Below are 23,045 nucleotides of genomic sequence, written 5' to 3'. Positions count from 1 at the left end.
AGTATTTAATTGAAATTTGATACAAAACTGACAAAGATAATACATTTTTAAAAACTAAAAATTTGTAAAAGCTCTTATCTTTGCAGGATCAATTATAAAATAAAAAAACCATGAATTGTAAACTTGTATGTCTAACCTTATTTCTAGCTTCTGGCCTGCAGGCTATGGCTCAAAAAAGTTATCAGTTAGATTCTCCCGACGGTAAATTAAAAACCGTAGTTAATGTAGATAAAACTATCTCATTTTCAGTTTCGCATGAAGAAACAGAGGTACTGGCTCCATCTTCAATATCAATGTCTCTTGAAGGAGATGAGATACTTGGCTTACATGCTAAAGTTGCTAAAGTAACTAGAAGCGCTGTCAATAAGGTTATCCCTTCTCCATTTTATAAAAAGGCGGAGGTTGCCGATTCCTACAACGGAATGAGCTTGAATTTTAAAGGTAATTGGTCTATTGAATTCAGAGCTTATAATGATGGATTGGCTTATCGTTTTGTAACTAGAAAGAAAGGTGATATCGTTGTTAAATCTGAAGAGGCATCCTATAACTTCACTAAGAATTATGAGACTTTTGCCCCATATGTTAATAGTAAAGCTCCTACTTTCGAGCAGCAGTTTTTTAATTCTTTCGAACAACCTTATGTAAATGAGCCTATTACGAAATTAAACTCGGGTAGACTTATGATCTTACCATTTCTGGTTACGCTCGATAATGGTAAAAAGCTATGTATTACTGAGGCAGATCTGGAAGATTTTCCCGGCATGTTCCTAAATAATTCTACAGAAAAGCCATCATTGAAGGCGGTTCATGCTCCTTATCCTAAAACAGTTGAACAGGGTGGTCATAACCGCTTGCAAATGTTAGTTAAACAACGTGAAGACTTTATAGCTAAGACTACTGGAACAAGAACTTTCCCTTGGCGTGCATTTATTGTTTCTGAATCGGATAAACAGCTGACTGATAATGATATGGTGTTTCGCCTTGCTTCTCCCAATCGTGCAGGAGATGTGTCATGGGTTAAACCGGGAAAAGTTGCCTGGGATTGGTGGAATGATTGGAATATTTATGGTGTAGACTTTAAGGCAGGCATAAATAATGAAACTTACAAATACTACATTGATTTTGCATCAGCCCACGGTATTGGTTATGTTATTCTGGATGAAGGGTGGTCTGTTAATTTAAAAGCAGATCTGATGCAGGTTATTCCTGAGATTGACCTTAAAGGTCTTGTTGAGTACGGAAAATCCAAGAATGTGGATATAATTCTTTGGGCCGGTTATTGGGCATTCCACCGTGATATGGAAAAAGTGGTTAAGCATTATGCCGAAATGGGTGTAAAAGGTTTTAAAGTAGATTTTATGGATCGTGACGACCAGCAGATGGTAAACTTTTTATACGAAGCTGCCCGGATTTGTGCAAAATATAAAATGATGGTCGATTTTCATGGAGTGTTTAAGCCAACAGGTTTAAATAGAACGTATCCGAACGTAATCAATTACGAAGGAGTAAACGGTCTGGAGCAATTAAAATGGTCACCGGAATCTTATGATATGGTTACTTACGATGTTACTATTCCATTCATTCGTATGATTGCTGGTCCAATGGATTACACGCAAGGGGCGATGCGAAATGCTGCAAGAGGTAGCTATCGACCTATTAATTCGGAGCCGATGAGCCAGGGAACCCGCTGCCGGCAGCTGGCGACCTATGTTATTTTTGAATCACCGTTTAACATGTTATGCGACAATCCTTCTAATTATATGCGCGAAGAAGAGTGTACGGAATTCATCGCTTCAGTTCCAACTGTTTGGGATCAAACCATGTCTCTGGATGGTAAAGTCTCAGAATATGTTGCTATTGCAAGAAGAAATGGAGCCGATTGGTATGTTGGGGCACTCACAAACTGGGATTCGCGAGAATTAGAGTTGGATCTTTCTTTTTTGGGAGAAGGAACGTTTAAGGCGGAAATTTTTAAAGACGGGGTTAATGCCGACAGAGCTGGCAGGGACTACAAAAAAGAAATCATTACGATTCCAGCCAATAAAAAGTTGCAAATCAAAATGGCTCCGGGTGGAGGTTTTGCAGCGCGTATTTTTAAGTAATTTCTTGTTTTGATTTATATTGGAGGGGCAGTACTTTTTCGGAAGTGCTGCCTCTCTGTTTTTTTTGTATCTTTGCCATGCATTACGACCTGATTTCTGTTACATTGTATAGTAATAGAAATTAGGGGCAGTTTATCATAAAGAAATATTGAAGAAAGATGAAAGGAGAGAATGTAGATATACTATTTCCGGCCGAGTGGGTACCGCAAAGTGCAGTACAACTTACATGGCCACATGAGGATACCGATTGGGCTCCTATATTGGAAGAAGTTGTTCCTTGTTTTGTTTCCATTGCGCACGAAATTATTAAACGGGAGAAGCTTCTTATCGTATGTGCTGATCAGGAGATTGTAAAACAGCAGTTGGGAGATGTAGATTATAGCAAGGTGATTTTCCGTGAAATGGACACAAACGACACTTGGGCCAGAGATCATGGTGGTATTTCTGTTTTTATCGATGGCACTCCGGCGGTTTACGACTTTGTTTTTAACGGCTGGGGAATGAAGTTTGCAGCAGATAAAGATAATCTGATTACTCGAAGGTTGTTTATGTCTAATACATTTGCCGACGAAGTTTTACCTCTAAATATGCAACCATTCGTACTGGAAGGAGGTAGCCTCGAATCTGATGGGAAGGGTACATTACTAACAACGGCAGAATGTTTATTGTCTCTCAATCGCAATGAGTATTTATGCAGGGAAGAGATTGAAAATCAACTTAAAGATATTTTTGGGTTTAAGCAGGTTTTATGGCTTGAAAGTGGATATTTAGCCGGAGATGATACGGATAGTCATGTTGATACATTGGCTCGTCTTTGTAACGAGGATACTATTGCCTATGTAAAATGTGATGATGAAACTGATGAACATTTTGCAGAGCTTAAAGAGATGGAAGAGCAGCTTAAGGAGTTCCGTACGCTAGATAATAAACCATATAAACTTATTGATTTGCCAATGGCAGATAAAGTGGAATGGAATGGTGAGCGTTTGCCTGCAACATATGCTAATTTCCTTATTATCAATGGAGCAGTATTGTTGCCAACTTATAATTCTCCTAAAGATAATGAGGCCATAAGTCAGTTGAGAAAGGCTTTCCCAGACCGTGAAATTGTAGGAATTAATTGTTTACCGTTGATAAAACAACACGGATCTCTTCATTGTGTTACTATGCAATATCCCGAGGGTTTTATAAAAGAATAGAAGTATGAAATTGAAAGTAGGTTTAATTCAACAAAAAAATACAGGTAATATAGCTGATAATATCGAAAGATTGAAAGCTGGTATCTGCAGTTGTGCAAAAGATGGTGCCGAACTAATCGTTTTGCAGGAGTTACATAATGGACTCTATTTTTGTCAGACAGAAGATACTACTCTTTTTGACCTAGCAGAGTCTATTCCGGGACCTTCTACAGAAATATTTGGAGCTCTGGCAAAAGAATTGGGAGTCGTGATTGTACTCTCTTTGTTTGAAAAAAGAGCTCCTGGTTTATATCATAATACTGCGGTTGTTTTGGAACGCGACGGCAGCATTGCTGGTAAATACAGAAAAATGCATATTCCAGATGATCCTGCTTATTACGAGAAATTCTATTTTACACCAGGTGATCTAGGTTTCGAGCCGATTGATACTTCTGTTGGACGTTTGGGCGTATTGGTTTGTTGGGATCAATGGTATCCGGAAGCTGCACGCCTCATGGCCATGCGTGGTGCAGAAATGCTTATTTATCCTACAGCAATTGGATGGGAGAGTAGCGATCCTTCTGATGAAAAAGACAGACAACTTGGTGCTTGGGTTATTTCTCAACGTGCTCATGCAGTTGCAAACGGTATACCAGTAATTTCGGTGAACAGAACCGGACATGAACCTGATCCTTCGGGGCAAACAAATGGTATCCAGTTTTGGGGAAATAGTTTTGTTGCTGGTCCACAAGGTGAATTGCTTGTAAGTTTCCCGAACTTGGATGAAAAGATTCAGGTTGTGGAAATTGATAAAACAAGAAGTGAGAATGTACGCCGATGGTGGCCATTTTTTAGAGATCGCCGCATAGATGCTTTTGGTGGATTAACAGAACGTTTCCTAAAATAAAATGAAACTTTTTACTAAACAAGAAGCGCTTGACCGTATGAATCTGCTAGGTAAATCGGGCAAGCCTTTTCTATTTATTATTGATTATTATCAGGCTGAAATCTTTATCGAAGAACCTCATCTTATCAACTCTAAAGAATGTTTATTCAATTTGAATGGCTTCACGAATGTTGATAATGCTTGTAATATAAATAGAGCAGGAGGGGAGCTGATGGGTAATTTTAATTCTGACCCGGAAAGGACAACAAAATTAGATAAAGATATAAAATGGGTTGTGAAGCCTGTGTCGTGGGAAAATTATAAACGATCATTTCAAACTGTTATCAAAAATATTAACGAAGGGAATTCGTATTTAACCAACCTTACTTGTGCTACTCTGGTTGAAACAAATCTTTCGTTGCAGGAGCTTTTTCTTCGATCGGATTCCCTGTATAAAATGTGGTTTAAAGATCGGTTTGTATTTTTTTCGCCAGAAATATTTGTTCGTATACAAAATGGCGATATTTATTCCTATCCCATGAAAGGAACAATTGATGCCTCATTACCGGATGCTGAGCATTGTATTCTGAATGATTTGAAAGAGTCTGCAGAGCATGCAACAATTGTTGATCTGATTAGAAATGATTTGAGTATTGTTGCAAAAGATGTTACAGTAAGTAAATACCGCTATTTGGATAAAATAATGACAAATAAAGGCTCTTTGCTTCAAGTAAGTTCCGAAATAAAAGGAAAACTCCCTGTTGATTATAGTGCCAAGTTGGGGGATATTCTTTTTGCCTTATTACCTGCCGGCTCAATTACAGGAGCACCTAAAAAGAAGACGCAGGCAATTATAAGTGAATCTGAAACACATAAAAGAGGATTTTATACAGGTATTGCTGGCTATTTTGATGGTGAAAGATTAGATAGTACGGTAATGATCCGTTTTATAGAACAGGCCGACGGCAAATTCTACTTCAAGAGTGGCGGAGGTATTACAGCAAAAAGTAATTTAGAATCTGAGTATAACGAAATGATACAGAAAGTATATGTGCCACTATATTGAATCAATTTGTATAGAAAAAGGACAGATCCAGAATCTTTCCTTTCATAATAAGCGCTTTAATACTACTCGTAAAGAGTTATTTGGATCCTCCACGTTCATTAATCTTGAAAATTATATTAATGCTGAGACACATTTTGAGCGAACAAAATGCAGAGTAATATATGACCAAGAGATAATCGATGTTAGTTATCAACCTTATAAACTGCCGTCTATAAACAATCTGAGTCTTGTTTTTGATAACGAAATAAATTATAAATACAAGAGCACTGATCGTAATCGGATTAATCAATTGTTTGATTTGCGTAATGATGCCGATGATATTCTAATTGTTAAGAATGGACTTGTTACAGACACAAGTTTCTGTAACATTGCATTGTGGAGTGGGATGGAATGGGAGACACCTGCAAAACCACTTTTAAAAGGGACTCGTCGGGAACAACTGCTAGGCGATTATACCATTAAAGAACGTAATATTTATTTGGAAGATATATATACATATAATAGAATTAGACTATTTAATGCCATGATACAATTTGGAGAAATAGACCTAATGATAAATAAGTCTACATTAAAAAATACTATTCATAAAAATGCGTAGATATACTAAATAATAAAGAAAAGTCCGAAGATGTTGTTCCTCGGACTTTTTTATTTTAGTTGACCTTTATTTATGGTTAATACCTCTGATTTAGTCCCAAAAGTATTAATTTATCTCTTTCCTTTAGTCTTATCTTCTGGTTTAACAGTCAATTGCATTCCAATTTGCTCCATAAATCCCAGGTTATCTTGCAGAATCCATGTTTCTTTAAGTTTTCCGTTGGAGAAAACCGTAATAAAAATGGCTGCTCTTGATATTTGATTTGCTTTAGGTTTAATACCCATATATTCATTTGCTTGAACACCAAACTGGGCTATTTTAACTGCCACAGTATCACCCTGTGCTACCATATTCTCAACACTATATTTCCAGTCTGGAAATACTGCTATATCTCTTTGTATATACTGAATTAAAGAGTCGATAGTGTAGGCGTTCGGCAAACGTGGACCAGTCATCTTATATTCAGGAGCATAAAAAGTTCTCATTTTTTCGAAGTCTCTGGCATTTATAGCTTCAAAAACCTGCCTGACTGTACTTTTGTTTTGACTTTCAAGTTCACAGCGTGCCTTAAGTTGATCGTATTCTTTTTTGTCATCCTTACTAATAATGCAATTTGTTAGACTAAACGCAATTATCAGTAGTAATAAAGCACTAATAAGTTTTAAATTTAACCGTTTTCATATGCACCTCCTTATAATTAAATAACTATTTTAATCAAATTCATCTAGTACACTTGTTAGGATGGTACTTGGCAAATCAACTCAATTATAAAACAAAAAATAAATTAATAAAGTTTGTTTTATTTTCTAGTTGCTTTAGAATAGTTTATATGGCTAATTTGTATATCTACGTATTTTTAAGATAGGATACATGTTATCGCAAACAGTATTAAACATAATGGTGATTATAAATATATTGGATACATAATTATAATAAGTAAATAATCATGTTAGATATGCTAATATGTAAAAGACTTTCGTTAAGCTAATAGCTTTATTTGGGATATATAACCTAATGAGCGAATTTGGTTAAATAATTCTGTATAAGAAGATTTTGCTTTGACATTCACTTTAAACGTAATTACTGCAATATTCTTATCGTAATTTTGTTCGTAGGAAAGGCTGACTATAAATATATTCCTATTTTCAATAATACTTCGTATAGTTCGAAGATCAGGTGTTGCCGTATTACAAGTTATTGATAAAATTTTATTGACTCCATCAAGCCACATCCGCTTTTCTAAACTTTCGAGAGAAACAAGTACGATTAATGTGAAAATTGTTGTAATAATAGCTGTAATATACATTCCAGCGCCAACAGTTAGTCCAATTACAGCCATAACCCAAATACAAGCAGCTGTTGTTAAGCCGTGTACGCTGCCATGACTCTGTATAATTGCGCCTGCACCTAAAAAGCCTATTCCAGTTAAGACTTGAGCTGCTATTCTTCCAGGATCTCCATTTAGAAAGTTAGGATATGATTGTGGAATCCAAATTGAAAGAAGCATTGCCGCAGTCGACCCCATACAAATTAATGTAAAAGTTCTCATTCCTGCATCATGCCTTCTAAATTGTCTTTCAAATCCAATAATAGCACCAAGGACAAAACTAACTAACAATTTCAACATAGCAGTATACGGAGTAACTGTTAAGCTCTGTAGTAAAGTTAGCAAATCATCGATGGCATTACTGAAATTCATACGTAAAAGATTAGACGGTAAATATGTTTATTGTAATTACAAACTTAATTATTTAAGTTTGTAATTACAAATATTACATACTATTTATTATTAGACTTCAAGAGCTCCAATAATTTCGGTTACAGATTTGAAGCCATGCTTATCTAGATAATCGTTGATGCCTTCAACTGTTTTTACAGAAATTGCCGGATCAACGAAGTTATATGTTCCAATTTGAATTGCAGAAGAGCCTGCCAGCATAAATTCTACTGCATCTTTCCAATTGGATATCCCCCCTAAGCCAATAATGGGTATTTTAACAGCATTGTAAGTTTGCCAAACCATTCTCAGTGCAATAGGTTTAACGCATGGTCCGGAAAGTCCACCCGTAACTGTCGATAATATCGGTTTTCTTTTTTCGGCATCAATAGCCATTCCTAGAAGGGTATTGATAAGAGAAACAGCATCAGCACCTTCAGCTTCGACGGCTCTTGCAATTTCCGTTACGTCGGTTACATTGGGCGAAAGCTTAACTATCAATGTTTTGGGGTATACCTTTCTTACGGCGCGAACCACTTCTGCAGCTCCAGCGCAAGTAACACCGAAAGCCATACCTCCGTGCTTAACGTTTGGACAAGAAATATTTAATTCAATAGCTGGGATCTTGTCTAAAGCAGCAATTTTTTCGGCACATTCAACGTAAGTTTCTACGGTAGATCCACTCACATTTACGATCATGTACGTATCAATATCCTTTATATTCGGATAGATGTTATTTGCAAAATAATCGGCACCCTTGTTTTGTAGTCCAACTGCATTAAGCATTCCGGCGGGAGTTTCTGCCATACGAGGATATGGATTGCCTTCGCGGTGTTCAATTGTTGTACCTTTAACGAATATACCTCCAATTTGAGTTAAATCTACAAAATCGGCAAACTCGATGCCATAACCAAAAGTCCCAGAGGCGGTCATCACCGGGTTTTTCAATTGCAGATTCCCTATATTTACATTTAAATTTGCCATTTTAATTTTCTAGTATTAAAGACCGGACCTTCTGTGCAAACACACACATGTCCTTCTACTGTATTTTCTACACAACAAAGGCAGGCTCCGAAGCCACAAGCCATGGTATTTTCAAGAGACACTTCACATGAAATATCTTTGCCAGCAGCATATTTTGCCACAGCTACCATCATAGGTTTCGGACCACAGGTATAAATTGTATCAAACAGCTTTGTGTTCAAAATCGAATGATTTGTTACAAATCCCTTTTCGCCTAAAGAACCATCTTCAGTAGTAATGCAAACATCGCCGAATTTTGCAAAATCGTCTAACTGCAATACATCATTCTTTGTTCTTCCTCCCAATAGGAAGATTGGATGAAAGCCTTTGGATTTTAAAACAGCACCCAAAAACAGCATTGGCGCTGTTCCAACTCCACCACCAACCAGTAGTAAATTCTTTTCTTCCTGATCCGAATCTGGAATTGTAAAACCATTACCTAAAGGCAATACAACATTCATCGTATCTCCCTGTCTGTATTCGGCCATTCGGCGGGTGCCGTCACCAATTAGTTGGACAAGCAACCACAATTCATTCCGATCTTTATCCACATAATTAACAGAAATTGGACGTCTAAGAAAGGTAGAAGATGAACCATCCACTCGAACTTCTACAAATTGTCCGGGAATCATCTCTGGAAGAGTTTCTTCTGAAGTTAGTTTCAGGAGACAATAATTTGGATGAAGGCGAACATTATCTGCAACCTTTAAATCCAGTAAATACTTCTTCATATATATATCACAATTTGGATACAAAGATAAAAGATAAAGCGGCTTAAAGCCAATAGAATTTTATTCTTTCTTGTTTTTTTCGGGAGTAAAGGTCTCGAAAGTGTTATCCGAATAAAAAATCATTATTTTACTTACACTTTTAGAGCTCCGTTCTTCGTATTTAATCTGTTCAATACCAGTGTTTTTTGTTGTAATTTCGGGTTTGCTGAACTCCGTGTGCTTGCGATATTCGGGTTCGACCTGTACAATGGGCGGATTAATCTCATTCTCGCGAAATAAATTAGGCTCTTCGATTTTAGTAATTCCATTTTTAACCATCGATCCTTTACCGAACAATAGCCAATCTGTATCCACGTAAGTAAATCGTTGCATAATTTTTGTCAGCACATCCAAACTGGGATTATTGCGTCCAGAAATAATATGAGACATGGCTGATCTTTGAATGCCAATCTCTTCAGCAAATTTAGAAGGTGAAATTCCTTCATGTTCCATGATTCTCAAAATTCTATCTTTCATCTGAATAATATTTAATAGAAAAGGTATATTAATGCTGACATTGTGTCTTAATTTCTCTTTTTTTGTAAACAAATGTAATTTTGAACAAAGGTAAACAATAGTTTACAAATATGCAATTTATAATTATAAATTTAAACTGTACGGTTGTAAACATCTATACACATATGTAATGTTTACAAAATGAAACAGGTATATCAGGTATAAATATTGATTAAACTAAAAGTTTGCATAAAATATATAAATAAATGGTATTCAGATATATACTAACATTTGTATTAGTGTTTAAATAGTGAATTTACATCAAATAGGTAACAGTTGTAAATTAATGAAGGAATAAATTAAAGGAACTCTCAACTTGACTATGATAATTGATTGGAATACGATAACATAAGCAAATTTACATTAGGATCATCCAAAATGGCATCCCCTACTCCATTTGTATACAATTGTGATCTGTTATAGTTGTAAACTATTTGATAATACGTAAACCAAGAATTACATAAATGTAAACAATTGTTTGTGTAGATTGTTAAACCTACCTATTTCATGTTTTTGATTACAGATGTATATTGTCTATATTCTCTAAAAATATTTAGAAATGCCAAATTGGCTTGGTTTACGCTTGTATACTATATGATTTTTGTTAAGCTGGACTGCTATTGGTGCAAAATGGCTATATTTGTGAACAACTATTCGTGTAATGTAAAATATTCGATTCTCGGAGGGTTTATTTTGAGCTAATTGACTATAATACAGCCAGAAAAGGGATTATTGCGGTACGTTTGTAAACAACAAACTAGCAATAATCCCTTTAATTGAGTAGACTTTATGCAAAAGAATAACTAGTGCTATTGAAAATGAATCTGAATTTAGATTTTTAAACTTACAGATATAGAATATTTACTTCTTGTAAAATATAAGATAAAATAAATCCTAATGAAGTATTTTGTATATAAGTTCTTTAAGGAGTTCTCCATCTGAAAAAGAAATATTCTCTACTCCTTTCGATTTAGCATCGCAGGTACGTATATCAGATATCAGATTGAAGACTTTCATGGCCGAGTAATTCTTGATTCCCATAGCATAATCTTTGACCTGAAAACTGTTTTTCAGTCCCAATGCCTGCATTAATCCATTTTCGGATCGATCCTGACTATAATAGCATATCAATAAATTAGAGAAGTAATTAAATAACACTGGTAAGGTTGCCTGTATAGGATTGTTTTTGGGATTCTTATCAAAATAATGAATAATCCGGTTTACTTTGAGTTTGTCTTTGGACGCAAGCGCCTTAATAAGCTCAAAATTGTTAAACTCCTTGCTTATACCAATGTTTTGCTCTACAAGTTCAGGAGTAATTTTTTTAGGCAGATTACCAGGAAGAAGCAAAGATAGCTTGTCCAACTCCTTAGTAAGCCGACTTAAGTCATTTCCTAAGAAGTCGGCCAACATCTGCGATGCTTTCGCATCGATAGCAATATTTTGTTGTTGTAACATGCTGCCTATGAAAGCAGGCATTTTATAGTCGGCAACCTTTTTAGACTCGAATAATATGCCTGTTTTATCCACAGATCCGGCTAAAGCCCTTCTTCTATCCAAGTTTTTATATTTGTAATTAACAACCAACACTGTAGATTGCAGCGGATTTTGCACATAGTGATTCAGCTCTTCAATATCTTTTATAAGCTGGGCTTCCCTAACAACAATAAGTTGGTATTTAGACATCATCGGAAAACGGCGGGCCGCATTGATAATGGCGCTTGCTTCGGCATCAGCACCGTAAAAAACAAGTTGATTAAAATCTTTTTCCTCTTCCGATAAAACATTATTGATCAGCAAATCGGTAAGTTTATCCATAAAAAAGGGTTCTTCCCCCATAAAAAAATAGACGGGACTGAACTTTTTCTGAACAATATCTCTGGATAACTCTTCGAATGTATATTCTTTCTTGGCCATATTTTTAAATTACCAGCTAAAACGTATGTGTCTGATTGTTTTGTTGCCTTTGATGATCTGTCGCAGAGCTTCGATACCGAGGTTCACATGCTCGGGAGCAAAGTTCTGAGTCACCAACTTATCACTCTCCTCCGTTTTAACACCGCTTTCGTCCATAGGTTTATCCGAAATCATCAGCAGTGCGCCTGTTGGGATCTCATTTGCAAAACCGGCAGTAAGCAATGTAGCCGTTTCCATATCTATACCGGTTGCATGGGTTTTTACCAGGTAAGATTTAAACTCATTGTCGTATTCCCACACCCGGCGGTTGGTAGTGTAAACCGTACCTGTCCAATAATCGCGTCCCTGATCCCTAATGGCGGAAGAAATAGCCCTTAACATGGAAAATGCCGGCAACGAAGGAACCTCTTTGGGTAAATACTCGTCGGATGTGCCTTCGCCCCGAATGGCAGCGATAGGCAACAGATAATCGCCCAGATTATTACTCTTTTTAAGTCCGCCGCATTTACCCAGAAACAATACAGCCTTTGGTTTGATAGCAGATAGCAGATCCATAACAGTGGCCGCATTTGCACTACCCATACCAAAATTGATAATGGTTATACCTTCGGCCGAAGCGTTAGGCATAGACGATTTAAGTCCCAGTATGGGTACATTAAAGGTCTCGGCAAATAATTCCACATATTTCGTAAAATTGGTAAGCAAAATATACTTGGTAAAATCTTCGAGCTTGCGTTCCGTATATCTAGGCAACCAATTTTCAACTATTTCTTGTTTTGTTTTCATAAATCACTACCTTTGAGGGGATATTTTACACTAAAAGTCTCAACAAAAGTAACAAATGTTCTCATTAAACCTCCCATCCTTCGTTCCTAAAATATCCGAAAAGAACGGAAAGCACCTAATTTTAGATCCAATACGTAAGAAATACGTGACCCTGACTCCCGAAGAATGGGTAAGACAACATTTTGTTAATTATCTTATTACTGAAAAAGGCTTTCCAAAAGAACTTATAGCCAACGAAATCAGTATAGTTCTTAACGGAACCAATAAACGATGTGATACGGTTGCTTACAACCGTTTTTTAGCCCCTGTTTTTATTGCAGAGTATAAATCCCCCACGGTAGCTATAAAACAGTCTGTAATCGACCAGATTATACGTTATAATATGGTTTTGAAGGTAAGGTACCTGGTAGTGAGCAATGGAATGCAGCATTTTTGTTGCCGGATCGATTTCGAAACCGGCAACTATACCTATCTGAATGAAATCCCAATGTACGATTCCATTATATAGAAACTACGTTTATTTTATATCCCTTAACGTAGCATCCAGAGCCATCACATAGTAAGTAAACATCCCTTGCCAGTTGATGGCAATTTCGTTGGAGGCATAAGAGGGTAAAATGTCAATATAAGCCTCGTCGGGAACTAAAGACGGATATTCGCACCCGTCCTGTTTACCGGGGTTCGGGCCTCCAACCAGAAATCCCGGAAGCGGCTCATCAATACCGTCGCTTGCTGCAAGTCTGTGATGCGGATGTAACGGCGATTTATGGCCAAATCCGGTTACATAACAATAACCTGTGGCATTTCTCCCTAATAAATAATCCATTGTATGTAATGCATTGGTCAGATAACGACGATCGTTTGTTAACCGATATGCATACAGAAATGCAATGCCCTGATTGGATGCCTTGTCTGAATTACATCCCCAGAAGAAATCTTTAGCAGATCGGCCATAGGCAGCCGCGTAGGGAGCAAGCTCTACTCCTGCCAAACAACTATCCGCATAATTAATAAGCTGCTTTCCGGCAGAATCAGACAGACTACCCATCTCCTTCTCCAACTTGTCACGGTGTCTGATTAATGACATCTGTGCCAGTCCGGATACATTGCCCCAAACAGGCAAAATAAATGATTCGGGCAGATATTGTTTTACGTAACTCGTATATTTATCGTTGCCTGTAGTTATATATAATTCTGTGGCTGCCCAGAAAAACTCATCCGTAGCAGAACGATCTTCGTATCCACCGGTTGAAACTGCCGGTTTGAAGTTCGCATTCATTTTTCTCTGATTATACAATGCATCCGGATGCTGTAAAGCCCAATTGAAAGCACGAATGGATGCCTGAAGCATTTTTTGTGAAACCTCCGGATAATCCTTTTCAAAGGGCGCAAACACCCTTGATGCTTGTGCCATTGATGCTGCAAAATCAAGTGTAGCTGTTACAGACTTTTCGATCACATAACGCGGTTGTTTGCATTCGATGGGTTTAATCATCCCTTCGAATGATGGAGTTGTTAACTTATGATACACTCCTCCATCCGACGGATCCTGCATGGAAAGCATCCATTCCAGATTCCACCAGATCTCGTCCAATAAATCGGGAGTTTGATTCGCGCTTTCCGGAATCTGAACCGAAACGCTCTGTGCATACTGTGGATAATCTTCGTACAATGAAAGCAGAATTCCCACTGTAAAACCGGAATTCACGATGTATTTGTTATAATCACCTGCATCGTACCAACCTTTGGGGGAAGAAATTAAAGATTCTGCCGGACGAACAGCTGTTGCAGCCGAAGGATGAATCCTTACCAAAGTATCCGGATGGCCTGCAGGTCTCTCCCATTTTCCAGCAAATTCAGCTTCTAAAGCCGTACCCGAACGTTGTAAATAGAAAGCCTTGAGTGATGCTTTGGACAGGGACGAAAAGAGCGAATCTTTAATTTCAAATGGCAAAGATTTACCTACTTCCGGAATTTCGATGAAATAAGTACCTATAGTGCGGAGTTGAGAGAAAGGGATTACAACGGTTTCCTTTTCCGAAAAAGCAGACAACCGGGGCTGAGAAAGCATACCCTCGTAAACTACCTTCCCTGAGTTAAACTCTTTAATATAGAACGGTCCGGAAACAACCGTATCCAGCACTGCTATTTTTTCTTGAGAAGGATAAAACCCCAACTGGTTAAACCTATATAGCTCATTTACCGGAGGATTGATTTTTGCACATGCAGTAAATAAAAGAGTAATTAATGTGCATACAGAAACATTCAAATAGTGGTTTTTCATACAAAAAATAATTAAATAAATAATTGAACATGCTGTCTGTTAATTACTCTATGAAAATAATTATACAGCAGTCTGTTCAAACAAATTCAACATTAGTAGTTTTTACAAACGTACATAATAAAGTTGAATTTCAATTATTTTAAACCATTGTTTTGTATAACAAATTTGGTTAAGATAGAATCTGACTTAGTTATATTTTTGAATTCGGCCGAGCTTGTAACCTTTCTTTCCATCACAACCGGCTTATTTTCCTTATTGTCCAAAAACAGGGCAGTAAAGAAAATGATTACAAAGAAAGATAGAATTATAGGTTTCATAATCTGTTACTGTTTTAGGGTATATATATCTGATGCTTATTAAACGTAAATTGCTGCAGGATATTACATAACTTACAAAAAAGAATTATTATTTTATATATTTGCAAATCGGAAACCTACTTTCCAAAACTAAATAACCATTTTAATAATATGAGTAGATTATTTATCCTGTTCTCAGTCTGCTTGCTTGTCTCCTGTTCCGGAGTGTACAAACAAGTATCTCCCTCAATCAAATCCAAGACCGTCGAATCTTTAAGTAAGGTAACACCGGAAAGAAAAAAGGAATTAGAAGCGTCTATCAAAAACCTTCCTGCCTCGCAACGGGAAGGAATGGCTTTTCTTATTGCCTATATGAGCAAAGCCGACCTTGATACCCTGCCTGCAGAGTTGCTTACTTCCAATGTAAAGTTGGCCTATAAAGCCAGAGAAACTTTTCCATGGGCAAAAGAGGTGCCGCTTCCTGTTTTTTACAATGAGGTACTCCCCTATGCATCTATGGATGAAACCAGAGAAGACTGGCGACCGGCATTTTACGATATGCTATATCCCCTTGTAAAAGACCTTACCGATATACACCAAGCTGTAGATACAATTAATAAATCGTTACGCGGACTGGTTAAGGTAGAATACAATACAAAACGTAAAAAGCCAAATCAGTCGCCTTCCGAATCCATGAAGATAAGCATGGCCTCATGCTCAGGGTTATCCATCCTGCTTACCGATGCGTTCAGGGCAGCAGGTATTCCATCGCGTGTAGCGGGTACTCCTCTTTGGGTATCGAAAGAAGGAAACCACAACTGGAGTGAAGTTTACATTGACGGACAATGGTATTTTACAGAATACTATCCGGATGCATTAAATAAAGGATGGTTTCTAGACCGTGCCGGAAAAGCTGATAAAAGCAATCCGATCCATTGGATCTACGCAACCTCCTACAAACACGACGGATTGGCGTTCCCAATGGTCTGGGCCCGCAGGGATTCAACCGTGGGAGGTGTAGATGTGACCGACCGCTACATCGAGCTATATCAGAAGCAGCTGGTTGAAAAGGCAAAGGGTATAGCCGTTACGATACGTATGTATAAGGCCGAGCAATGTACGCTCGATTCTGATGGCCGTGTTGCGGAAACAATTACCATAAAGAATACCAAGGGTGATACCGTTGCTTCTGGTAAAACGGCTGGTCCGACGGATGATATGAACCTATATCTTACCGTAACACTTCCAGAACCGGGAGAATATACCATTGAGTATACGACCGCCAAAGGATTACGTAAAGACGTTGTAGAAATTAAAGAACCGAAAGAAATACGGCTTTATTTCAATTAATAAGAAATTGTATAGAAGTAATATCCATCTGTGTAAACTATTTTAGGATGGATTTAGCGAAGGTGTCCGGAGTTCTAGTATGAAGGTTGATGATTGTATTATATATTACCTGCTATTTCAAAGGATTAGGGATACTATTGTTTTCATAACTACAATCTATTTATTTCATAGTTACAATCTATTCGTTTGACAATTGTTGAATGCAAGTTACCCATATGTCTACTTTGCATTCAACAATTGTCAAACGCAAAGTGAATATATGCCAAACGAATAGTTCTCCGTTATGAAAATAATAGTACATCGTATTGTATGTCCTAATTCTGTTAAGGCATCGTGTTTATTTACAGAATAGAAACGTTTAGTTTATATAAAATGGGAAGGATTACGATGTTATACTCCGCTTACAAAAAAAGGGTGACAGATGACACATGATGACAGATGGATTTAGACATCTGTCATTTTATAATTGCTTGGTATTCATTATCTTAAAGCCTAAAAATGATGGATGACAGTTGTTTTTGCAATAAATCGTTTTTATGACCCGTCCTGAAAAAAGGGAGTGATCACATGAATATATAAAAAGAGAGGACTATCAAACGATAGTCCTCTCTAAAATTATATTGTCTGGAAGCAATTATGCTCCGAAGTCGTCGAACAAGATGTTTTCTTTTGCAACACCCAGATTGTCTAACATTACTTTAACAGCATTAGACATCGGACCAGGACCACACATGTAGTATTCAATATCTTCAGGAGCTTCATGATCTTTCAAGTAATTATCATAAATAACCTGGTGGATGAAACCTACCATGCCAGTCCAGTTATCTTCAGGACGAGGTTCAGAAAGACCGATGTGGAACTTAAAGTTAGGGAATTCCTTTTCGATAGCACGGAAATCTTCTTCATAGAAAATTTCGTTCTTCGAACGGGCACCATACCAATAAGAAACTTTTCTACCTGTCTTAACAGTATTGAATAAGTGAAGCAGTTGAGCACGAAGCGGAGCCATACCAGCACCACCACCGATGTACAACATTTCATTGTTTGTTTCCAGAATGTGGAAGTCACCGTAAGGACCAGACATTGTAACCTTATCTCCCGGTTTTAATGAGAAGATATAAGAGGAAGCAATACCAGGTTTAACACCCGCTTTCCAGGTACCTGTACTTCTGTCGAAAGGAGGAGTTGCAATACGAACGTTCAATGTAATGATATTTCCTTCTGCAGGATAGTTGGCCATTGAATAGGCACGGATTGTTTCTTCTTCGTTCTTGCAAGTAAGTGGCCACAACTTAAATTTGTCCCATTCCGATTTGAAACGATCATCGATATCCATATCCGAATATTTGATGTCGAATTTAGGAATTACAATCTGAGCATAGCTACCAGGTTTGAAGTTAAGCTTCTCTCCTTCCGGTAGTTTAACAACAAATTCCTTGATAAATGAAGCCACGTTGTTGTTTGATACAACTTCGCATTCCCACGATTTTACACCAAATACCTCTTCAGGTACACGAATAACCATATCTTCTTTCACTTTGGTCTGACAACCCAAGCGCCAGTGATCTTTAATTTGTTTACGAGAAAAGAATCCAACTTCGGTAGGTAAAATATTACCACCACCTTCTTCAACCTGACAACGGCATTGTCCGCAGCTACCACTTCCGCCACAAGCAGAAGAAAGATAGATTCCCTGAGCCTGCAATGTGCCTAAAACAGTACCGCCAATAGGAGCTTCAAACTCTTTTTCGCCATTAACAACCACCTTGATATTTCCGGATGGGACTAATTTTGTTTTAGCGTATAACAATGCAATTACAAGGACCAATGTAATCAATAAGAAAACAATGGCACTGATAGCGATTGTTAATCCGCCCGACATTAATAAAGTCATCTTACTATTTCGTTTTATCGAGTTAATACTTAAATTTTAATCCCTGAGAAACTCATGAAGGCAATACCCATCAAACCTGTAATAATGAAGGTTATTCCTAATCCCTTTAGAGGTTTGGGTACGTCGGAGTATTGCAGTTTTTCGCGTATGGCTGCCATACCTACAATTGCCAACAGCCATCCAATACCTGAACCAAAACCATAAGCTGTCGCAATGCCTACATTTGGGAATGCTTTCTGTTGCATAAATAAAGATCCACCTAATATTGCACAGTTTACAGCAATAAGAGGTAGAAATATTCCTAATGAGGCATATAACGAAGGAGCATACTTCTCTACAACCATCTCAACAAGTTGTACAAAAGAAGCAATAACTGCGATAAATATAATTAATGAAAGAAAACTTAAATTAATTGAGCCAAAATCTGCCCCTAACCAAGATAGAGCTCCTTCTTTCAAAACATAATTTTCGAGCATGTAATTGATTGGTAAGGTACACACCAATACAAATGTTACTGCTATACCTAATCCTAAAGCGGTTTTTACATTCTTTGAAACAGCCAAATATGAACACATGCCTAAATAATAAGCAAAGATCATATTGTCAACAAAGATAGCCCGGAGGATTGTACTTAATAATTGTTCCATTCTATTCCTGTTTTTGAGTTAGAATTAATTTTCCTGAAGGTCCTTGTTTCTGGAACGATGAACCCAAATAATTACGGCAACGGTAATAAGAGCCATTGGAGGCAAAATCATCAATCCGTTGTTAACGTATCCAAAATCGTAAACGGCCTGTGGTATAACATGATAGCCGAAAAGAGTACCAGAACCAAGTAATTCGCGGAAGAAACCAACGATTACAAGAATTATACCATATCCCAAGCCATTACCAACTCCATCAAGAAAAGACTCCCATGGTCCGTTACCTAAAGCAAAAGCTTCGATACGTCCCATCAAAATACAGTTCGTAATAATAAGTCCCACAAAAACAGAAAGCTGTTTATTTACATCATACGCAAACGCTTTTAGAACCTCACTTACAATGGTAACCAATGCAGCGATAACTACAAGTTGAACTATTATTCGGATTCTGTTAGGGATTGTATTACGAAGCAAAGAGATTATTACATTTGCAAAAGCAACTACAGCAGTTACTGAAATAGCCATTACAAGCGAAGGTTCTAGCTTGGATGTTACTGCCAATGCTGAGCAAATACCAAGCATCTGAACCACAACAGGATTGTTCTTACTCAGCGGGCCGAGTAATATTTGCTTATTTTTATTAGTTAATATTCCCATTTCCTTACTGTTTTTGTGAGGTTAAAAACTTAATATACCCACCCATACTAGTTAGAATCATTTGATTTACACCCTGGCTTGTAATCGTTCCGCCAGAGATTCCATCAACGTAATCTTGTCCTTCTGCAGTTTTTCCGGGTTTTACAATCGCAATGGATTTAAATTCTCCAGCTTCATTAAATAACTTCTTATCGTAAAATTCTTTGCTAAAGAAAGATTGAGTTATTTCTGCTCCCAGACCCGGAGTTTCTCCCTGATGACTAAAGTCTGCGCCATACACTGTGCTTTTATCTTCATTAACAGACATATATCCCCAAAGTGGTCCCCAAAGACCGGCGCCACTCATTGCCATGATATATTTAGTTTCTCCATCAATAGATGCAACAAATACAGGTAAAGCTTCTTTTGAAGCAAAAGCTTTCACGTAATCGGTTGAAAAAGCGTCTCCTTCAACTTGTTTGCCATTTTCATCTACAAGATAAGACTCCTTGATAAGACTCTTAAACGTTGCTTCAGCATCTGCCGCAGTAGTTTGAACGCGTACAGAACGAAGAATCTGCATCATTTTATCTATATCTTCATTTTTCTTTTGGTAGCTTCTGAGCGATTGTGATGTAAGGGCTAACCCTAACGCAACAAGTATCACCATTACAGAAGCGTATACTATAGTATATAAATTACTATCTCTATTCATATTACTGTATTTTTATAGATTTACTTTGTTGCTCGCTTCAAACGACGCTTAATATTAGAATCAACTACGTAAAAGTCGATTAGAGGAGCAAATACATTTAATAAAAGAATTGCCAACATCATTCCCTCTGGATAACCGGGATTCAATACGCGAATAAAAATCGCCATGAAACCAATTAAGAAACCATAAATGTACTTGCCTGTTTCTGTTCTTGCTGAAGTAACAGGATCGGTAGCCATAAACACAGCTCCGAAAGCAAATCCTCCTAATAAAAGGTGGTCTAATGGAGATACATTCATTGCAGCGGTAGTTCCGATAAGGTTAAAGATAGCAGCCATAAATGCACCACCAACAAATACTGAAAGAATTGTTTTCCAACTTCCAATACCTGTCCAAATCAGTATTACTGCACCAAGAAGGATGGCTAAAACAGATGTTTCACCAATTGACCCGGGAATCAGGCCCAGAAACATATCGAATGAAGATAATGAATTTCCAAGAATACCTGTCATATGTGCATCAGACGTAGTTGCTGTTGCTACTTGTCCCAGTGGTGTGGCTCCAGAAAATCCGTCAATTATATTTCCTGCACCAAGGCCAAAAGTACTATCGGTACGTACAAATACTTTTTCTCCAGACATTGCAGCCGGATATGCAAAAAATAAAAATGCACGTGTAACAAGAGCTACATTAAAGATGTTATAACCTGTTCCTCCAAATACTTCCTTTGCAAAAACAACCGCAAATGCTGTAGCAACTGCAATCATCCAAAGAGGTGTGTCGATGGGAACAATCATCGGTATAAGCATACCTGAAACAAGGAATCCTTCCTGTATTTCGTGTCCTTTAACCTGGGCAATGGCAAATTCGATGCCAAGGCCAACTACATACGATACTATAATTTTAGGCAATACAGCCAGAAATCCAAAAATAAATGTCATGATAAATCCCGGATCTGCACCAATCGCAAGATTGTGCTGGTATCCGATATTATACATACCAAAAAGCAAAGCAGGCATCAAAGCGAGAATAACCACTGTCATGGTACGCTTTGAATCCACACTATCGTGAATGTGCACTCCGGATTTTGAAGTATGGTTAGGAACGAATAAGAACGTTTCAAAACCTTCAAATACAGAATGGAACATCGCCAGCTTTCCGCCCTTCTCAAAGTTAGGCTTAATCGTGTTGAGATAATTCCTTAACGCTTTCAATGTATTCAATTTTTAATGTTGTTAAATCATTTCCTTGTGTAACATATCTAATCCTTCGCGAACAATTTTTTGAAGTTCTATCTTAGAAGTGTCTACAAACTCACAAAGAGCAAAATCTTCAGGTGCGACTTCATAAATACCCAGATTTTCCATCTTGTCGATATCGAAGGCAATAATTGCCTTGATCAGATACTCGGGTAAGATGTCCATCGGAAATACTTTATCGTACTCGTTAGACATAATCATAGCTCTCTTTCCACCTCTGATACGGGCATCAATGATATACTCTTTATTTTTTCCACCAAGTAACCAAGAAAAGTAAGTGCGGCTTGCACTAAATTTATCTAGTCCAGGTGTAGCCCATCCAAAGAATTCATCGTTGTCATCTCCTTCCGGAATTACAGTAATCTGATTGTCGTATGCTCCCAGATAGTCGGTTTTAGAAACTTTAGTTCCAACCAATACATTTCCGCTGATAATACGGATGTGATTGTTCGATAATATTTTATTACCAACAATACTTTCGATAGTACAACCCGCGATCGCTTTAACATATCCTCTTTCAGTTGTTTCAGAACCAGTTATGGCAACAAGTCTGGAGAAATCGGCAATTCCTTTGTTAAACAAACGGCCAATCAGAATGACATCCGTAGGTAAAACAGTCCAAACCACTTCTCCTTTATTTACTGGCTTAACATTGTTTATCTGCACCCCTACGTTTCCTGCCGGATGCGGGCCTTCAACTTCAATTACTTCTACGTTTTTTGCAACAACAGAAGAACCTTTTCGTACACCCAGGTATACTTTGCCCACAGTAAGTTTTGCCAGTGCATCTAATCCTGTCTGAAAATCAGTTTCCTGACCTTTCAGAATAAAATCAAAATTAGGAGCTAATGGAGCTGAGAAGAATGATGAAACAAAAATGTCGCGTGGCGAATCGGAGGGCGAAGCCACGATATCGTAAGGGCGTTGCTTAATAAAGGGCCAGATTCCTGCTTGCAGGATAGACTCCTTTATCGCTTCTGCATTTAAAGAAGCAACATTTTTTTTGCCAAACTCTTCATACTCAATCTGCGCATCCGCTGTTACCACGATGCTAAGCAGTTTGCGTTTTTCTCCTCTGTTAACGGCTGTAACTTCACCACTAACAGGCGAAACAAACTTGATTTCGGGGCGGTTCTTATCAATTATCAATACAGAACCGGCTTTGACTTTGTCTCCTACTTTAGCAACAACTTTCGGGAAAATACCGTTAAAATGGTCGGGAATAATAGCATAGCTATTTGATTTTCCGACGGTTAACAATACTTCCGAAGCTTTACCTTTCAGATTAATGTCTAAACCCTTTTTAATCTTTATCACATTTGCCATGATACAAGTAAAATTGTTTATGTGTAATTTCCCGCAAAAGTAAATAAATTTTTTATGCTTTATAGCAGGAAAGTAGAAATAA

At 37.5% G+C, this 23,045-nt stretch carries 22 protein-coding genes; 7 read left to right on the top strand and 15 right to left on the bottom strand.

What is annotated here, in order from left to right:
- Positions 1 to 110 precede the first annotated feature (110 nt).
- The 5 genes from AB7E53_RS02940 (at position 111) to AB7E53_RS02920 (ending at position 5,830) form a co-directional block, all read left to right on the top strand.
- The gene (locus tag AB7E53_RS02940) at positions 111 to 2,102 is read left to right on the top strand and encodes a glycoside hydrolase family 97 protein (protein WP_446774072.1); all 1,992 of its coding nucleotides are present in this window, start codon (positions 111 to 113) and stop codon (positions 2,100 to 2,102) included.
- 158 nt (positions 2,103 to 2,260) lie between these two features.
- Complete coding sequence (locus AB7E53_RS02935) at positions 2,261 to 3,301, top strand: agmatine deiminase family protein (RefSeq protein ID WP_446774070.1); 1,041 nt, start codon at positions 2,261 to 2,263, stop codon at positions 3,299 to 3,301.
- 4 nt (positions 3,302 to 3,305) lie between these two features.
- The gene (locus AB7E53_RS02930; protein ID WP_179398277.1) at positions 3,306 to 4,187 is read left to right on the top strand and encodes a carbon-nitrogen hydrolase; all 882 of its coding nucleotides are present in this window, start codon (positions 3,306 to 3,308) and stop codon (positions 4,185 to 4,187) included.
- Position 4,188: 1 nt separating this feature from the next.
- On the top strand, positions 4,189 to 5,232 hold the full coding sequence (locus tag AB7E53_RS02925) for an aminodeoxychorismate synthase component I (RefSeq protein ID WP_446774068.1): 1,044 nt from the start codon (positions 4,189 to 4,191) through the stop codon (positions 5,230 to 5,232).
- On the top strand, positions 5,216 to 5,830 hold the full coding sequence (locus AB7E53_RS02920; RefSeq protein ID WP_446774066.1) for an aminotransferase class IV: 615 nt from the start codon (positions 5,216 to 5,218) through the stop codon (positions 5,828 to 5,830). The genes AB7E53_RS02925 and AB7E53_RS02920 overlap by 17 nt, the downstream gene beginning before the upstream one ends.
- Positions 5,831 to 5,940: 110 nt before the next feature.
- Here AB7E53_RS02920 and AB7E53_RS02915 read toward each other — a convergent pair whose 3' ends face one another.
- The 7 genes from AB7E53_RS02915 to AB7E53_RS02885 all read right to left on the bottom strand — a co-directional run bounded on the left by AB7E53_RS02915 (position 5,941) and on the right by AB7E53_RS02885 (position 12,559).
- Positions 5,941 to 6,435 carry an ester cyclase gene (locus AB7E53_RS02915; RefSeq protein ID WP_446774095.1) on the bottom strand — a complete coding sequence of 165 codons (495 nt, stop codon included), beginning with the start codon at positions 6,433 to 6,435 and terminating at the stop codon, positions 5,941 to 5,943.
- Positions 6,436 to 6,809: 374 nt separating this feature from the next.
- Entirely contained in the window at positions 6,810 to 7,457 is a 648-nt protein-coding gene (locus AB7E53_RS02910) for an MgtC/SapB family protein (protein ID WP_394353436.1), read from the bottom strand.
- A gap of 162 nt (positions 7,458 to 7,619) precedes the next feature.
- On the bottom strand, positions 7,620 to 8,531 hold the full coding sequence (locus AB7E53_RS02905; RefSeq protein WP_446774064.1) for a dihydroorotate dehydrogenase: 912 nt from the start codon (positions 8,529 to 8,531) through the stop codon (positions 7,620 to 7,622).
- Entirely contained in the window at positions 8,519 to 9,301 is a 783-nt protein-coding gene (locus AB7E53_RS02900; RefSeq protein WP_179398283.1) for a dihydroorotate dehydrogenase electron transfer subunit, read from the bottom strand. Before AB7E53_RS02900 ends, AB7E53_RS02905 begins: the two co-directional genes overlap by 13 nt.
- A 60-nt stretch (positions 9,302 to 9,361) precedes the next feature.
- Entirely contained in the window at positions 9,362 to 9,817 is a 456-nt protein-coding gene (locus tag AB7E53_RS02895; protein ID WP_446774062.1) for a helix-turn-helix domain-containing protein, read from the bottom strand.
- A 933-nt stretch (positions 9,818 to 10,750) separates the two neighbouring features.
- Complete coding sequence (gene holA, locus AB7E53_RS02890) at positions 10,751 to 11,773, bottom strand: DNA polymerase III subunit delta (RefSeq protein WP_079683255.1); 1,023 nt, start codon at positions 11,771 to 11,773, stop codon at positions 10,751 to 10,753.
- 9 nt (positions 11,774 to 11,782) lie between these two features.
- Positions 11,783 to 12,559 carry an AMP nucleosidase gene (locus AB7E53_RS02885; RefSeq protein ID WP_068183776.1) on the bottom strand — a complete coding sequence of 259 codons (777 nt, stop codon included), beginning with the start codon at positions 12,557 to 12,559 and terminating at the stop codon, positions 11,783 to 11,785.
- Between the two features lie 55 nt (positions 12,560 to 12,614).
- On the opposite strand from AB7E53_RS02885, the gene AB7E53_RS02880 reads away from it, so the two are divergent.
- Positions 12,615 to 13,067, top strand: coding sequence for a type I restriction enzyme HsdR N-terminal domain-containing protein (locus AB7E53_RS02880; protein ID WP_446774060.1), 453 nt, complete (start codon positions 12,615 to 12,617; stop codon positions 13,065 to 13,067).
- Between the two features lie 9 nt (positions 13,068 to 13,076).
- Here the strand turns inward: AB7E53_RS02880 and AB7E53_RS02875 are convergent, their stop codons facing one another.
- Both AB7E53_RS02875 and AB7E53_RS02870 read right to left on the bottom strand, forming a co-directional pair.
- Entirely contained in the window at positions 13,077 to 14,843 is a 1,767-nt protein-coding gene (locus AB7E53_RS02875) for a glycoside hydrolase family 9 protein (RefSeq protein WP_446774058.1), read from the bottom strand.
- A 134-nt stretch (positions 14,844 to 14,977) separates the two neighbouring features.
- Positions 14,978 to 15,160, bottom strand: a complete 183-nt coding sequence (locus AB7E53_RS02870) for a hypothetical protein (RefSeq protein WP_068183770.1) — start codon at positions 15,158 to 15,160, stop codon at positions 14,978 to 14,980.
- A 150-nt stretch (positions 15,161 to 15,310) separates the two neighbouring features.
- Here AB7E53_RS02870 and AB7E53_RS02865 point away from each other — a divergent pair, with 150 nt between their 5' ends.
- Complete coding sequence (locus tag AB7E53_RS02865) at positions 15,311 to 16,489, top strand: transglutaminase-like domain-containing protein (protein ID WP_079683252.1); 1,179 nt, start codon at positions 15,311 to 15,313, stop codon at positions 16,487 to 16,489.
- Positions 16,490 to 17,123: 634 nt separating this feature from the next.
- On the opposite strand, the gene nqrF is transcribed toward AB7E53_RS02865, so the two are convergent.
- From nqrF to AB7E53_RS02835, 6 genes are read right to left on the bottom strand one after another with little or no spacing between them, the layout of a single operon-like run.
- Entirely contained in the window at positions 17,124 to 18,383 is a 1,260-nt protein-coding gene (gene nqrF, locus AB7E53_RS02860) for an NADH:ubiquinone reductase (Na(+)-transporting) subunit F (protein WP_446774056.1), read from the bottom strand.
- 29 nt (positions 18,384 to 18,412) lie between these two features.
- Positions 18,413 to 19,030, bottom strand: a complete 618-nt coding sequence (gene nqrE, locus AB7E53_RS02855) for an NADH:ubiquinone reductase (Na(+)-transporting) subunit E (RefSeq protein ID WP_179398288.1) — start codon at positions 19,028 to 19,030, stop codon at positions 18,413 to 18,415.
- Between the two features lie 24 nt (positions 19,031 to 19,054).
- A complete protein-coding gene (locus AB7E53_RS02850) occupies positions 19,055 to 19,684 on the bottom strand; it encodes an NADH:ubiquinone reductase (Na(+)-transporting) subunit D (RefSeq protein WP_179398289.1) in 630 nt (209 codons plus the stop codon).
- 4 nt (positions 19,685 to 19,688) lie between these two features.
- A complete protein-coding gene (nqrC, locus tag AB7E53_RS02845; protein ID WP_179398290.1) occupies positions 19,689 to 20,378 on the bottom strand; it encodes an NADH:ubiquinone reductase (Na(+)-transporting) subunit C in 690 nt (229 codons plus the stop codon).
- A gap of 20 nt (positions 20,379 to 20,398) precedes the next feature.
- Positions 20,399 to 21,592 carry an NADH:ubiquinone reductase (Na(+)-transporting) subunit B gene (locus AB7E53_RS02840; RefSeq protein WP_179398291.1) on the bottom strand — a complete coding sequence of 398 codons (1,194 nt, stop codon included), beginning with the start codon at positions 21,590 to 21,592 and terminating at the stop codon, positions 20,399 to 20,401.
- A gap of 21 nt (positions 21,593 to 21,613) precedes the next feature.
- Complete coding sequence (locus tag AB7E53_RS02835; RefSeq protein WP_446774055.1) at positions 21,614 to 22,963, bottom strand: Na(+)-translocating NADH-quinone reductase subunit A; 1,350 nt, start codon at positions 22,961 to 22,963, stop codon at positions 21,614 to 21,616.
- Positions 22,964 to 23,045 lie beyond the last annotated feature (82 nt).

This window comes from Macellibacteroides sp., from assembly GCF_050251695.1.
GTDB classification, from domain to species: Bacteria; Bacteroidota; Bacteroidia; order Bacteroidales; family Tannerellaceae; genus Macellibacteroides; species Macellibacteroides fermentans.
This window is presented reverse-complemented; position numbering and strand designations above follow the sequence as displayed.

Coding starts and splice junctions, on each gene's coding strand:
- AB7E53_RS02835 (WP_446774055.1), bottom strand. CDS start 22,963: ATGGCAAATGTGATAAAGATTAAAAAGGGTTTAGACATTAATCTGAAA.
- holA (WP_079683255.1), bottom strand. CDS start 11,773: ATGGCCAAGAAAGAATATACATTCGAAGAGTTATCCAGAGATATTGTT.
- AB7E53_RS02885 (WP_068183776.1), bottom strand. CDS start 12,559: ATGAAAACAAAACAAGAAATAGTTGAAAATTGGTTGCCTAGATATACG.
- AB7E53_RS02850 (WP_179398289.1), bottom strand. CDS start 19,684: ATGGGAATATTAACTAATAAAAATAAGCAAATATTACTCGGCCCGCTG.
- AB7E53_RS02910 (WP_394353436.1), bottom strand. CDS start 7,457: ATGTTGAAATTGTTAGTTAGTTTTGTCCTTGGTGCTATTATTGGATTT.
- AB7E53_RS02865 (WP_079683252.1), top strand. CDS start 15,311: ATGAGTAGATTATTTATCCTGTTCTCAGTCTGCTTGCTTGTCTCCTGT.
- nqrE (WP_179398288.1), bottom strand. CDS start 19,030: ATGGAACAATTATTAAGTACAATCCTCCGGGCTATCTTTGTTGACAAT.
- AB7E53_RS02925 (WP_446774068.1), top strand. CDS start 4,189: ATGAAACTTTTTACTAAACAAGAAGCGCTTGACCGTATGAATCTGCTA.
- nqrF (WP_446774056.1), bottom strand. CDS start 18,383: ATGACTTTATTAATGTCGGGCGGATTAACAATCGCTATCAGTGCCATT.
- AB7E53_RS02880 (WP_446774060.1), top strand. CDS start 12,615: ATGTTCTCATTAAACCTCCCATCCTTCGTTCCTAAAATATCCGAAAAG.
- AB7E53_RS02920 (WP_446774066.1), top strand. CDS start 5,216: ATGTGCCACTATATTGAATCAATTTGTATAGAAAAAGGACAGATCCAG.
- AB7E53_RS02875 (WP_446774058.1), bottom strand. CDS start 14,843: ATGAAAAACCACTATTTGAATGTTTCTGTATGCACATTAATTACTCTT.
- AB7E53_RS02930 (WP_179398277.1), top strand. CDS start 3,306: ATGAAATTGAAAGTAGGTTTAATTCAACAAAAAAATACAGGTAATATA.
- AB7E53_RS02900 (WP_179398283.1), bottom strand. CDS start 9,301: ATGAAGAAGTATTTACTGGATTTAAAGGTTGCAGATAATGTTCGCCTT.
- AB7E53_RS02870 (WP_068183770.1), bottom strand. CDS start 15,160: ATGAAACCTATAATTCTATCTTTCTTTGTAATCATTTTCTTTACTGCC.
- AB7E53_RS02895 (WP_446774062.1), bottom strand. CDS start 9,817: ATGAAAGATAGAATTTTGAGAATCATGGAACATGAAGGAATTTCACCT.
- AB7E53_RS02940 (WP_446774072.1), top strand. CDS start 111: ATGAATTGTAAACTTGTATGTCTAACCTTATTTCTAGCTTCTGGCCTG.
- AB7E53_RS02905 (WP_446774064.1), bottom strand. CDS start 8,531: ATGGCAAATTTAAATGTAAATATAGGGAATCTGCAATTGAAAAACCCG.
- AB7E53_RS02935 (WP_446774070.1), top strand. CDS start 2,261: ATGAAAGGAGAGAATGTAGATATACTATTTCCGGCCGAGTGGGTACCG.
- nqrC (WP_179398290.1), bottom strand. CDS start 20,378: ATGAATAGAGATAGTAATTTATATACTATAGTATACGCTTCTGTAATG.